We start from the raw sequence: 13600 nt of genomic DNA, 5'->3' as shown, positions 1-13600 counted from the left end.
CTGGGTGAATCCGGGGTGTAATTTATTTCCGGCTTTTTGCCGCCGGTTGGGAATTGAGTTGTAAATTCGCTGTCGTTGGGCGAGGAGCGGGAAAAGTCGAATATCAGGCGTGAAGTTGAACAGAAGCAGGAAAGCATGGATGATACACCTCAGTTTCGGAAATAGTACCTTTTAAGCCAGTTGCTAAGCTGCCCGCTCGGCATGTGGCTCTTCAGTATCCGCTCTGGCCTCTTTGGCCCCGATCCTCCTTGGGCTCCCACCGCCTCTGACGTACCCTTTCCCTGCCTGCCGAGCAGGTAGGACAGCCGCGGACCAAAACCCTACTATTCAGCATGCCATGAAGAAATTTTTATCCGGCCGCTCCTGGCCCGTAGCCTTGCTATGCTCTTGGCTGACTGGGGCGGCCTACGGCCAAATCACCAGTGAGCAGCGTGTGCCAATCGTGTCGGCCACCCCGAGCGTGGCCACGGGCCAGGACTACTCGCCCTGGCTTAACGACGACCCTGCCAGCCTGCTGCAGGACTACTGGATGCCGGCCAACTTTCAGTATATCGATGTGACGCTGCGGCTCAGCCAGCCCACCGAGCTCAGCCGGTTGTCGTTGCTGGACTACCAGGGCGCGTTCCCGGACCGGCCGGCCACGCTCTACGCCCTGAGTGGAAACCAGCGCACATTGCTCGGCACTTTCGATGGCGCCCAGTACAACCAGTGGGTGGACCTGCCGGTGGCGGGTTCCCTGCGGGCCGATGCCATCGTGATTCATAAGTACTGCAACAATGTGCCGGCTAAAATCCGGGTGTTTGGCCGCAGCTCGGGCGGGCCCTCCAACCCGGTGCCGGCAACCATCAGCTTTGCCGCGCTGCCCGCGCTGACAGTGGGGGGAGCGGCGGTGCCGCTGACGGCCACCAGCACCAACCCGGCGACCCCCATTCTCTTCAGCTCGGCCAATGCCGGCGTGGCTACGGTAGCTCAGGTAGGCGGGCAGTGGCAGCTCACCCCGACGGGGGCCGGCACTACGACCATTACGGCCACCCAGGCCGGGTCCTCGGCCTACCAGCCGGCTACGGCTGCCCAGACCCTGGTGGTGCACAGCGGCTCCGGGGGCGGAGGTGGGGGCGGCAACCCGACCGCGGGGAAAATCCCGCTTGAGGCCAGCCGGTGGTACCAGCTCAACAACGTGGGCAACGGCATTGCGGCCTTGTTTGACGGTTCTACCAGCACGGGTGCCACCACGGGCTGGGGCAAAATCCTGCCCACCTTCGATGCCTACTATCCCCTGCACCCGGGCGAAACCATCAGCCTGGAAAGCCTCCGTTTTTTTGATGGGGAGGGCAGCAACCCCCAGGACCCGATGACCTTGTCGGTTATCACCGATACCTGGCAGCGCATACCGGTAGCTTCCTTCACCGGCGGGCAGTATAACCAGTGGGTGGGCCCCGACCCTGGTCGGCCCAACGAGTTGCGCCTGCCCGCGCCCATCAGCAACATTCGCTACCTGGTGCTGACTGCCTCCTGGGCCTATCCAACCGAAATTGAGCTTTACGGCTCCTACGTGCCGGGCACCCCGCCACCCGCGCCCGACGCCCAAACCCTGGCCCAGCAGAAGCAGATCAGGCTGCGGCAGCAGCTGGGAGTCAACGCCTTCGAGTGGGATCTGGAAGACCCCAACCGGCCCTGGGAAATAGATGAAACCCGGTTGGCGGCGGCCAAGAACTTTACCGGCATCCGGCACTACCTCGATTGGGAAAAGCTGGAGCTGACTGAAGGCAACTACACCTTTAACCCGGTGCACCGCGGGGGCTGGAACTACGACGTGCTCTACCAGCGCCTCAAGGCGGAGGGCATCGAAGTTCTGGCCTGCCTGAAAACCCTGCCGCCCTGGCTGCTGGAGACCTACCCGGGCGCGGAGCGGGATCTGGAAAACGTACCCGTCCGCTACGGCCGCGACTTTGCCGACCCTCGCTCGTACGTGGAGCAGGCCAAGGTAGGCTTCCAGTTTATAGCGCGCTACGGCTACAATACGGCCGTCGACCCTGCTCTGGTGCGCGTGACGACCAGCACCCGCTGGCCCGGCGACGGGGTAAATCAGGCCCGGATCGGCCTGGGGCTGATTCGCTACATCGAGTGCGAAAACGAGCGGGACAAGTGGTGGAAGGGCCGCAAAGCCTACCAGACGGGCCGGGAATACGCCGCCAACCTGTCGGCTTTCTACGATGGGCACAAAAACACGATGGGTCCGGGCGTGGGCGTGAAAAATGCCGACCCCACGGTGCAGGTCGTGATGGCCGGGCTGGCCTCGCCCTCGCCCGACTACGTGCGCGGTATGATCGACTGGTGCCGGGAGTTTCGGGGGCTGCGGGCCGATGGCTCGGTGAACCTGTGCTGGGATGTTATCAACTACCACCTGTATTCGAATGATGCCCGCTCGTCGCAGAATGGCAACTCCACCCGCGGGGCCGCTCCCGAGGTGTCGGAGGCGGCGCAGGTGGCCCGCGACTTTGTGCGCATGGCCCACCAGTACGCCGGCGGCATGCCCGTCTGGATTACCGAAACGGGCTACGACGTGAATCAGGGCAGCCCGCTCAAAGCCGTGGCCATCGGCAACCGCTCGGTGCTGGAAACCCAGGCCGACTGGACCCTGCGCACGGCCCTGCTGTATGCCCGCTGGGGAGTAGAGCGGGTGTTTTTCTACCAGATGTACGACGACAACCCGGGGAGCACCACCCAGTTTGCTTCCTCGGGGCTGATCAACCAGAACAAGACGCCCAAGCCCGCCGCCGACTTCCTGCGCCAGGCCGGGCAGCTGCTGGGAGAGTACACCTACAAAGCCACCCAGAGCCAGGACCCGCTGGTGGACCGCTACCAGAAGGACGGCAGCACGGCCTACGCGCTGGTCGTGCCCGACGAGAAAGGACGCACGGCCAGCTATACCCTGGAACTGGGCACCGACTCGGCCCGCATCTACCAGCCCCGGGCCGGCCAGCCCACGATGAGCCTGACGCGGGTGCGCACCCAGGGCGGCCGCCTGACGCTGACCGTCACGGAAACGCCGCTGTTTGTCGTGGCCGGCAGCGGCGGGGGCAGCCCGCCGCCCCCGAACGTGTGTTCCGGCACGGGCGCTATCCAGTGGGAGCAGTGGACGGGTGTGGGGGGCACCAGTGTGGCCGCAATTCCTACCCAGACCAGCCCCAACACGACGACTTCGCTCAGTAGGCTGGAAAGTCCCCGCGACGTAGGCGACAATTTCGGGGCCCGTATGCGCGGCTTTATCTGCCCGCCCCAGAGTGGTAACTACACCTTCCGGCTGTCCGGCGACGACGACTGTGAACTGTGGCTGAGCCCGGATGATAACCCGGCCCATAAGGTGAGAATTGCCGGCTACACGGGCTACACCGATTACGGGCAGTGGGATAAATACGCCACCCAGCAGGCAACACCGGTGAGCCTGCAGGCCGGGCGCCGCTACTACGTCGAAGTGCTGCACAAAGAAGCCGGGGGGCGCGACTTTGTGGCCGTGGGCTGGCAGCTGCCCAACGGACAATGGGAAGCCCCCGTATCGGGGAGCCACCTGATTCCCTTCTCGGCCCCGGCCAGCCGGCCGGCCGCCGGCCAGGCCGCCGCTACGGCAGCCCAGGGCGCGGACAGCCATGTCGGAAGCCAGGCGGCCCTGAGCGTGTACCCCAACCCGTTTGCCGAGCAAACCCGGGTAACGGTCAGCCTGCCCACGGCCGGCGCGGTGCAGGTGCTGGTGGTAGATGCCCAGAACCGCCTCGTGCGCCGCCTCTTCGACGGGCGTCTGGGAGCCGGCGAGCAAAAGCAGTTTTCCCTGGCCAGTGAAGGACTGCCCAACGGGTTGTACGTCGTGCAGCTCGTTACCAAAGGCAAAGTCGTCACCCAGAAACTCTCCCTGCTGCGGTAAGAACCAGCCATTCAAAAAAAGGCCGCCGAGCTGTGCTCGGCGGCCTTTTTTTGAGGCAATAAATTTTTTCCGCTCGGCCGCTGCGGCCTCGGGTCAGGCCCGGGCCCGGCTGTGCAGCGTGGTCCAGACCCGCTTGGGAAACGACAGATCAAAGGGGGCCTGGAGCACGGCTTTAACGGCGTATTTCACTCCGGCGCTGGTTTGCCCGGTATGGAAGGCATACAGGGAGCCTTCCCGAATGGCATCCAACTCGGCTTGCCGGCGCCACCGGCTAGTCAGGGGGCGCACGGCCTGGCAGCGGGCCAGGAGCGGAAGGGCGGCAAATTCCGCGGAGAGCAGGGCCGTCAGCCACCCGTCCAGCAGCTGCTTTTGGCGCTGCCCCCAGTAATGAAACACGTACTGCTGGCAGGCGTGCAGGGGCTGGTGGTGCTGCAAAACCAGAGAAAAGGCTATCTGCTCGCAGGTAAACCACTTCGTGGCGGCGTAAAAAGCGTCCGTCAGCGTGTAGACGTCGGCCAGCAGCGGGGCCGTGGGGGCGGGCAACCCCAGCACCCCCGAATTCCAGGAGTGCTGCTCGGGGCGGAAGCTGACCTCGGTGCCCGCCACCGAAAAGCGGCGCCGGGCAATCAGGTCCAGAAACTGCTGTGGGTATTCGGCCTGCCCGAAAGCGGCGTATTCTGCTACGGCGGCGGCAAACGTGTATTCGGGCTGGTGCATAAACACGGAGCCGGCGGCCACCCGCCGCAGCAGCGGAGCCGGATCGGCCACGAAAAAGGTGTCGGAGTCGCAGTACAGCACGTGGGCGCCGGGGTAGGCCTGCATGACTTCGTCGAGGATGGCAATTTTGACCCGGTGAATGTAGCCTGCAGGGCCCTGCATGGCCCGCAGCCCGTCGGGCGTTACGGGCACGTACTCAACGGGCAGCCCGGCCAAAAAGGGGCGGAAGTAGGCCGGATTATCGGTGAAGATAATGGCCCTTGCGGCCGGGGCGGGCGACGGAGCGTGGGCCCAGAAGCTGAGCACGGCAAAGATGGCGCGCCGGTATTCGGTTTCGCGCCCGTAGGCAAGATAAACCAGGTAGTGCATGCGTGGTAGAAAAAAAGTGAGCAGGAAAAGCCCGGCCGCGGCGCCGGGCGCTTCAGGATTTGCTGGGCCGCAGCTTGTGAAACAGGCTGGCCCCCCGGCGCAATATTTCTTCCAGGGCCAGAGGCAGCATGCTCCCCAGCGGCAGGGGCAGGTAGCGGCTGAGCACCACGTAGCCATACACGGTGCTGGCCAGCATGGTGGCCACCGAGGCCAGCGTGGCCCCGTACACGCTGCCCGTGAGCTGGATAAAGCCGATATCGGCCCCCACATTCACGGCCAGGGCCAGCAGCACCTTCACCAGGTTGAGCTGGGGCTTGCCGATGATGTCGAGCGTGACGCCCAGAAACCGCTCCAGCGGAAACAGCAGGGCCGACACGAGCATGATGCGGTAGATGGTGGCCGCTTCGGTGCCGGCGTATTTGCCCCCGCCCACCAAGCCCACCAGCACCTCGGCCAGCAGCCCGGCGCCCAGGGCCACGGGCACAAACAGCAGGGTCAGAAAGCCCGCGTATTTGAGCAGAATTTCCGTCACTTCGCCCTGCCGCTGCCGGTTGACGGCGGCCGACATGCTGGGCATGGCCGTGGCCAGGCCGCTGCGCAGCGGAATTTCCAGAATTTCGAGCAGGCGTTGGGGCAGGTTGTAGACAGCCAGGGCCGCCGGGCCCAGCATAAACTTGATGATAAACGTGTCGGAGCTGCGCAGCAGGTTGGCGCAGAGGTAGGTGCCAAAGCTGTACTTGCCGAAGTGGAAGATTTCGCGCACGGCGGCCCCGGTGCGGTAGGGCAGGTTTTCCAGCCGGCTCCAGCGGGCTGCCACGGCCACCACGCTCGTGAGCAGGGCACTAAGCAGAAAGGCGTACATCACCGTGTGCAGGTTGATGCGGTCCAGCAGGAAGGCCCCGAAAATCAGCCCAATAAACGAGCCCTGGTTGAGCAGGCGGATATAGAGAATCCGGTCGAAGCGCTGCTCGGCCTGCAGCACCCAGGTGGCCACGTTGAAGGGCAGCGTCAGGGCCAGGGCCAGGCCAAACCAGCGCAGCACCACCAGCACGCCGGCGTCCGTGAACCAACTCATCAGGGGCCAGGCCAGGGCGTTGAGCAGCCCAAACCCGCCCGTGACCAGCAGGGCCAGCAGCCAGCCCGCCCCGGCCACGCTGCGCTGCCGGGCCTCGTCGGCACCGGCGTAAAACTTGATGAGGGCCGTTTGCAGCAGGCCCGTCCGGAACGTGTCGAGCAGCAGAAAGGAGAACTGGAAAAACACCCAGTTGCCCATGTCGGCGGGCGCCAGAAACCGGTAGAGCAGGCTGTAGGTCAACACGCTGAACACGGCCATGACGCCGTTGCCGGCCAGGGACAGAACGTGGCGGTTGGTGAAGACGTTGCTCATGCCTGGGCCTGGCTAAAGTGCAGCAGGGCCTGGGTGGTCAGCACGGCGTGGGTGGCGCGCTGGGCGTAGACGGCCTGCACGGCCGCCCCGATTTTTTCCACGCTGTGGGCCCAGGTGTGGCTGGCGGCCAGGGTTCGGCGCTGGGCCTGCCGCCGGGCGCTGTCTTCCTCCAGGGCCCGGGCAATGAGCTCCACGTACTGCTCTGGGCGCTCGGCCAGGTAGGTGTGGTCGGCAAACACGCGCATGGCCTCGGTATGGGTTGCTACCACGGGCTTGCCCAGGGCCAGGTACTCGTCGACCTTGCGCGGGTAGTTGCCGATGGTCATCGGGTTGAGCAGCTGCGGATTCAGGCACACGTCGAAGTGCTGCACGTAGGCGGCCAGCTGCTCGGGCGGCCTGGAGCCCAGAAAGTGCACGTTGGCCTGCCCGTGCAGGGCACTGGCCCGAAACGCGTCGTCCTCGGGCCCGAGCAGCACCAGGCTCCAGTCGGGCCGCTGCCGACTGATGTGCAGCAGCACCTCAAGGTCCAGCCGGGTGCTGACCAGGGCCCCCACGTAGCCCAGCAGGGGCCGGGGCAGGGCCCGCAGCTCGGGGGGCGGGGCGGCTGCCGGCGGGGGGCTCAGCAGGGCCGCGTCGCAGCCCTGGCCCACGTCGAACGAGCGGGAGTTATACTGCCGGCAGTAAGCGGCCAGGTAGCTGGAGTTGGCCACGCACACGTCGCTCTTGGCAATAAGGGCCGGCTCGAGGCGGCGCCCGTGCTTGCGCCAGTAGTCCACGGCCTGCATGTTGTCGCGCGAGTAGTAGATGCTTACTTCCGGCTCCAGGAGCTCTTTGAGGTAGAAGCTGCGGAAGATGTCGTTGTCGTTGAAGAGCAGAAAATCCCGGAACTGCAGCTCGCGCAGGGCCCGGCGGATGGGGCGGGCAAAGCGGCGGTTATTCACCTTGTTGCAAAACGAGTAGAGCTCCGACTCGGGCAGCCAGTTGATAGACTCCAGCAGGCAGTCCGGGGTGAGCACCCACAGGTTGGCGTCCACGGCCTGCAGGCCCGGCGCCTGGCCCCGCAGCACGCGCACCCGGGCCTGCACCGCCGCCGCGTGGCGCTGGCGCAGCAGGGTGTTGCGGTCCAGGGGCGCGTTGACGTAGAGGACCCGGTTGTGGCGGCTGAATTCGCGGGCAATATCCTTGGCGTTCGAGCCAATGGGCGTATCCCAGGGCTGCTGACCTACCATTACAATGTCGCGGCCGTGAAGCGTGGAGTGCATGCAAAAGGGCGTTAAAAGTGAAGAGAAGTCCCGGAAATCAGGCGGCCGAGTACACCGGCTCGGGCGGCTGGCGGCGCAGCAGCTCCCGGTCGATGCGGTCCAGGATGTGCGCGTCGTGCTCGATATCGAACTTGCGGGCGTAGAGCTTGGGCGCGCGGGCCAGGGGCTGGAAGTCGGCCGCCGTCAGCACCCGCGGGTTGGCCCCGCCCGCCGACCAGTCGATGTAGCGGTAGTTTTCGTTGATGATGCAGTGGCGGTAGGGCGAGTTGAGCAGCACCGTGGCCGGCAGAAACTCATCCGAGCCCCAGGTGAAGCGGCTGAAGCGCTGCAGCTGCGGGTGCGTGTCGAGAAACTGCACCAGGTAGGCCGCGCACTCGGCGCTGATGGTCCACCAGGAGCCGTCGGGGCCGCCGTAGAGGGTGTAGGGCAGCGGAAAGCGGCGCTTGGGCAGCAGCCCGTTGACCAGGGCCTGCAGGCGGTACTGCCCCGGAAACCGGTAGTAGGTGGTGTGGTACTGCTCCACGCGCGAAACGGCGTGCTGCCACCAGGGCGAGTTTTCGGGCTCAAACGCCATAAAGCTTTGGCCCCGGTGGGCCGCCAGAAAGGCGTGTACCTCGGCCGCGGGCCGCAGGGGGTAGTCCTGGCCGCTGAGCAGGTTGATAAACTCATACCCGATACCGGTAGCCAGTATGTCGCGGGTACATTCGACGATGGCCTGGGTGAAGCGGTAGGAGGCCCAGCGCACGAAAAAGCGGCGGGGCGTGAAGTGCACATTCGGCAGCCGGGCGAGGTGCTCGAACGCGCGCGGGTCGGCTTTCAGATCCAGATGGAGGTAGCAGTCGGCCCCGTCGTGCGCCAGGGCCAGGAGCAGCCGCTCGACCTGCGCGGGGTTTTTGTGCACCATTATTAAATGAGCGATTCGCATGGGAGGCGGGGCGTAAAGTGGAGAGGTTCATAGGGCAGGGTCGGTCAGGGGTGGGGTTGCGGAAACGGGACGGCGGGTGGCTTTTTCCCAGGCGGCGGGCTGGGCCTTGCGCACAAAACGCCAGAAGCCGGCAAAGGCCGCGACGTTCATCATACAGAAGTACAGGGGCACGACCAGGGGCTTGAGGGTGCGGCCCGTGGCGGCGGCCCCCCAGCCCAGCCAGGCGGCCAGGTAAAACAGGACCTGCGCGGCCAGGGCCAGGGCAAAAACGCCGCCCTGCTCGGCGGCCAGCAGGGCGCTCAGGGGCAGCAGGCCGGCCAGGGCCAGCGGGGCCAGGCTCCAGCGCAGCACCCGGTGCGAGACGTAGAGAAACGTGACCAGGGGCTGGGCCGCCGGGTTGAGCAGGCGGCGCAGGCGCACCATGGACTGCCAGCCGCCGGCGCAGATGCGCACCTTGCGCTTCCATTCCTCGGCCAACGACACCGAAGGGTCTTCCGTGGCGTAGGCCCGGGGCTCGTACACCACCCGGTAGCCTTTTTCCACGATGCGCAACGACTGCACGAAATCGTCCAAGATGGTGTCGGGCTCCAGGGGAGCAAACAGCTCGGTGCGAAACGAAACCAGCTCCCCGGCCGCCCCCATGAGCGAGTAAATCCGGGAATCGCAGCGCTTCAGGAAGGATTCGTAGCGCCAGTACAGGCCTTCGCCGGCCCCGGGAGCCGAGCCCTGGGCCCTGATTTTTTTCTCCCCCGACACGGCCCCGACCCGCGGATCCTGGTAGTGCTTCACCAGCTCGCGGATCGCGCCGGGGTTGAGGTCGGTGTTGCAGTCGGTAAAGACCACGAAGGGCGTAATCACGTGCTCCAGGGCTCGGTTTTCGGCCGCCGACTTGCCCGCCCGCAGCGGGGCGTGCAGGTGGCGGATGTCGGGGTGACGGGCCAATACCTGGGCCGAGTGGTCGGTCGAGCCGTCGGTGATGAAGAGCAGCTGCAGCTGGTGGGCCGGGTAAGCCAGGGCCCGGCAGTTGGCAATCTTGGCCTCCAGTATATCGGCCTCGTTGTAACAGGGCACAATCAGCGTGACTTCGGGCTTGAAGACCTCCCGCACCACCCGGGGCCGGGTCAGGGTCAGTATTTTAGCCCAGAGGCCGGCCAGCACCGCGTAGCCCACGTAGGTGTAGGCCACTACGGCCACGGCGGCCCAGAAAAGGTAAGGGAGAACAGGTGTCGTCATAGCAAGAAAGGGTTGAACGGCTGGCGTGGGGTGGCCGGGCCTAGGCCTCGGGCCGGGCTTTCAGGCCCCGGATAAAGCCCCAGATCAGGCAGGCCAGGGCTGGCAGGGCAATGATGTCGAAGGGCATGGGGGCAGGGGGTTAGCTGGGAACTTGCAGGGGAGAGTCGTGGAGCTTGTGGGGCGTGGCCAGAAACGAGGTTTTGGTGCGGTGCACCCGCAGCAGGGCCACTACCATGCAGGCTATGGCGTAGGGCAGGCGCAGCAGGGCGGCCAGCAGCTGCCGGTTGTAGAGGCGGGCCGGCAACGAGCCCAGCAGGGTGGCGGCCAGCCCCAGCAGCAGGCCCGCCCAGAACCCGACCGGCGGCCCGGCCGGCACGAGGAGGGAAAGCAGGAAAAAGAAGCCCAGCACCCCAATCAGCAACGTCCGCGGCACGAGGTAGGCCTGCACGACCTTGTTGAAAAACTCCCCGTTGCCGCGCCGCAGCTGCCGGATGCCTTCCCCGCTGTACTTGCGCACAAACTCCAGCTGGGAGGCCAGCCAGCGGGTGCGCTGCTGGGTAAAGACCCGGGCATCCTCAATTTTCTCGTCGTACACCAGCACCGCGTCCAGGTAGCAGATTTTCTGCTGGTCGCGGGCAATGCGGAAGTCCATTTCCTTGTCTTCGCCCACGGTTTCGCCGATGCCCGAGAGCAGCTGGCGCAGGTAGCCGTAGTCGAAGGCCATGCCCGAGCCAATCAGGGCCGCCGACAGGCCCACGGCAAACGGCCCCTTGCGGTAGAGGTGGTTGTTGATTTCCTCGTTGCAGGCGTCGAGCAGGGCAAAGGCCGTGTTCTGGTTTTTGGCCGTGCGGTGGGTTTGCACCACCTTGTAGCCGGCCCCGAAGGCGGCATTGATGCTGTCCAGGCAGCCCGGGGCCATCAGGTTGTCCGCGTCGAGCACCAGGGCCACGTCGTAGCAGGGGGCGGGCAGCACCGTCAGGGCGTGGAGCAGGGCCTTGCCTTTGGTGCTGCGCTCAAACTGCACCTCTACCACCTGGGCGCCCAGCTGCCGCAGGTGCTGCAGCGTGGCCGGTTGTAGGCCGTCGGCTACCACTACTACGTCTTTGGGGCCGGCGTAGGCGTGGTGCAGGGCCGCGCGGGCCGTTTCCAGAATCACCGCGTCGGCGCGGTAGGCCGGAATCAGGACGCACAGGCGCCGGGCCGGGGCCACCGGGGCTTGGGTCAGAAACGGCAGGCGCACCGGCCGGTGGCCGGCCACGGCAAAAAACAGCAGATACAGGCAGTTGAGCAGCAGAAAGGCGCCCACCGCGTAGAGCAAGGCGTTGAGAAGGGTAGCAAGCAAGGCCATAGAAGTCGGGATAAAAGCCAGGAAGAATCAGCGCAGGTCGGTCAGCTTCGGGTGCTGCAGGTTCCAGCGCAGGCCCCGGCCCAGGGCCAGCAGGTGCTGCCACTCGCGGTGCAGGGAAAACTGCACGGCCTTCTTGGGCAGGGCCGCCGCCACAAACACCAGAATGCTGGTCAGGCGGGCCCAGCCCGCGCTGTTGCGCCGGATAAAGAGCAGGCGGTTGCGGTTCATGTAGTAGGTTTTCAGCACCGAGGCCTTGCCCACCGACATCGACTCCTTGTGGTACACCGTCGACTCGGCCACGTAGTGGCAGCGGTAGCCGGCGCGCTTGATCATCTCGCACCAGTCCAGCTCTTCGTAGTAGAGAAAGTAAAGCTCGGGCATGCGGCCCACGGCTTCTACCACCCGGCGGGGCACCATCATGGCGGCCCCGTCGGCCAGCTCGGTCTCAGCCGAACGGTTGTGCTGCCCGCAGTCGGGCTCGAGCTGGCCGATGGTGATGCTGCGCCCCGTCCAGGTATTGATGCCCCGCGAGCCGGCGTACTGAATAAGGTCGCCCGAGTCGTGGAAGAGGATTTTGGGCGAGGCCACCCCGGCCCGCGGGTTCTGCTCAAAGAGCTCGACCAGGGGCTCCAGAAAGTCGGGCGCAACCTCCGTGTCGTTGTTGAGAAACAGCAGGTAGTCGCCCTGGGCCTGGGCGATACCCAGGTTGTTGCCCCCGGCAAAGCCCAGGTTTTCGGCCGAGCGAATCAGCTGTACTTCCGGGAACCGCTCGGCAATGATGCCCGGGTCGTCGGTGGGCGAGGCGTTGTCGACAACCAGAATTTCCACCCGTGGATAGGTAATCTGGCGCAGGGAAGCCAGCATTTCGCAGGTCACCTGGGCCTGGTTGTAGTTGATGGAAATGATGGAAACCAGCGGCGTAGCCATAGCAGAATCGGTTAGGAGGTAGCTTGTTGGGCGGGCCGGTCGAGCCGGGGGCCGGCAAAGACGAAGGCCCAGGTCAGGTACACGATCAGGGCCGAGGGCATGAAGTTGATGACCTCGTTGCCGTAGCTGCAGACCAGGCTGCCGGCAAAGCCGGCCGTAAGGGCCAGGAGCTTGACTTTGAGTTGTTTGTCGCGGATGCGCCACACGATGCCGCAGCACTTGCCCAGGATGTAGAGCATGATGCCCAGCCAGAGCACGAAGCCCACGATGCCGTACATGGCCCATACCTTCACCCAGTAGGAGTCGGGCGGAATGGTCGCCAGGTACTGGCCGGCGTTGTAGTGAATGCCGGTGTTGCCGATGGAGCCTACCCCGCCCCCGAAGGGCCGGCTGCTGAGGTAGTCGCGCAGGGCCAGCTGGTTGCGCAGGCGCACGTTCAGGGAGGCATCCTGGGGGTCGAGGGCGGTGCGCAGGCGGTAGATGCTGTAGTTCTGGTTGCCGATGGTGGTGTACTTGAGCACCCCGAAGCAGCCCAGGGCCAGCAGGCCGCCCAGCACCAGGGCCTTGATGTTTTTGCTGATCAGCAGGGCCACCGCTATGCCCACGCCCAGGGCAAACAAGGCCCCGCGGGTGCCCGAAAGCAGCATGCCGACGAGCAGCAGACCGGCGGCGGCCAGCAGCAGCAGGCGCTGCCACTTGGCAAACGGGCCCAGGGCCAGCACCAGGGCCACGACCAGGATATGGGCCTGGGCGGCACCGAACTGGCCGGCGTCGCTGTAGAAGGAAAACACCCGCAGCTTGCCCCAGAGCAGGTGGGTTTTCGTGTTTTCATCCAGAAAGGCCTGTTCCCCCGGCGAAAGGCCCAGCAGCTGCTGCTTGAGACCGTTCAGGGCGCCCAGCACCGACAACCCCAGGATGAGTACCAGAAACAGGTTCAGATCCTGGCGCCGGGTGAAGAGCAGCATGGCCAGGGGCACGCCCAGGCTCCAGTACAGGGCCGTGCTGCGCATTTCCTGAAACCAGCCCGCCAGGCTGGCCCCGGCGGGGTTGCCCAGCTCCAGCAGGTTGTAGCCCAGCCACAGCAGCGTCACCAGGCCCAGGTCGTTGCGCAGGCGCCGCCAGTCGAACCGCTCGTGGTTGAAGGCCACGGCCACCCAGGTCAGCACCAGCAGGGCATCGACGGCCATGCCGTAGGGAATGCCGCCCACTTCGCGCACCAGAATAAAGAGCAGAAAGCAGTACACCACCAGCCCGATGATTCCCAGGCGGGGCTGGCGAAACAAGGCCAGCCCGAACGGCCCGGCCACGGCCAGCGCAATCAGCAAGCCCACGACCACGGGGCCATGGCCAGCCGTGAGCCAGCCCACGACGATGCTCGCCAGCAGGCCCAGCGGGAGCAGCAGAGGTTTGGGTCGCAGGGCCGAGGAAGAAAGCAGATGATTCACGCAGGAAGGGCAGTAAGAGGCCGGCCAGTACCAGCAGGGGCAAGGCCAGGGCGCATCAGCAGGGATAC

At 65.5% G+C, this 13600-nt stretch carries 9 protein-coding genes; 1 reads left to right on the top strand and 8 read right to left on the bottom strand.

The features are described 5' to 3' along the window. Window positions 1–337: 337 nt before the first annotated feature. Window positions 338–3919, top strand: coding sequence for a PA14 domain-containing protein (locus E5K02_RS04160; RefSeq protein ID WP_135392359.1), 3582 nt, complete (start codon window positions 338–340; stop codon window positions 3917–3919). A gap of 93 nt (window positions 3920–4012) precedes the next feature. Here the strand turns inward: E5K02_RS04160 and E5K02_RS04155 are convergent, their stop codons facing one another. From E5K02_RS04155 to E5K02_RS04120, 8 genes are all read right to left on the bottom strand, one after another. Beyond that, window positions 4013–5005: a PADRE domain-containing protein gene (locus E5K02_RS04155; RefSeq protein ID WP_135392357.1), complete on the bottom strand. Its 993-nt coding sequence runs from the start codon at window positions 5003–5005 to the stop codon at window positions 4013–4015. A 52-nt stretch (window positions 5006–5057) separates the two neighbouring features. Then, complete coding sequence (locus E5K02_RS04150) at window positions 5058–6392, bottom strand: lipopolysaccharide biosynthesis protein (RefSeq protein ID WP_135392355.1); 1335 nt, start codon at window positions 6390–6392, stop codon at window positions 5058–5060. Beyond that, window positions 6389–7654: a glycosyltransferase gene (locus E5K02_RS04145; RefSeq protein WP_135392353.1), complete on the bottom strand. Its 1266-nt coding sequence runs from the start codon at window positions 7652–7654 to the stop codon at window positions 6389–6391. Before E5K02_RS04145 ends, E5K02_RS04150 begins: the two co-directional genes overlap by 4 nt. A gap of 37 nt (window positions 7655–7691) precedes the next feature. After that, window positions 7692–8579 (bottom strand): beta-1,6-N-acetylglucosaminyltransferase, encoded by an 888-nt coding sequence (locus E5K02_RS04140; RefSeq protein WP_135392351.1) that lies wholly within the window; start codon window positions 8577–8579, stop codon window positions 7692–7694. A gap of 27 nt (window positions 8580–8606) precedes the next feature. After that, window positions 8607–9812, bottom strand: a complete 1206-nt coding sequence (locus E5K02_RS04135) for a glycosyltransferase family 2 protein (protein WP_135392349.1) — start codon at window positions 9810–9812, stop codon at window positions 8607–8609. Window positions 9813–9951: 139 nt separating this feature from the next. Further along, entirely contained in the window at window positions 9952–11160 is a 1209-nt protein-coding gene (locus tag E5K02_RS04130; protein ID WP_135392347.1) for a glycosyltransferase, read from the bottom strand. A gap of 27 nt (window positions 11161–11187) precedes the next feature. Next, window positions 11188–12087 carry a glycosyltransferase family 2 protein gene (locus E5K02_RS04125; protein ID WP_135392345.1) on the bottom strand — a complete coding sequence of 300 codons (900 nt, stop codon included), beginning with the start codon at window positions 12085–12087 and terminating at the stop codon, window positions 11188–11190. Between the two features lie 11 nt (window positions 12088–12098). Further along, window positions 12099–13532, bottom strand: coding sequence for an O-antigen ligase family protein (locus E5K02_RS04120; protein WP_135392343.1), 1434 nt, complete (start codon window positions 13530–13532; stop codon window positions 12099–12101). Between the last annotated feature and the right edge of the window lie 68 nt (window positions 13533–13600).

Origin of the sequence: Hymenobacter metallicola, from assembly GCF_004745645.1 — a bacterium.
Classification (GTDB): domain Bacteria; phylum Bacteroidota; class Bacteroidia; order Cytophagales; family Hymenobacteraceae; genus Hymenobacter; species Hymenobacter metallicola.
The sequence above is the reverse complement of the archived record's forward strand: the minus strand, read 5'-3'. Positions and strand labels throughout refer to the sequence as shown.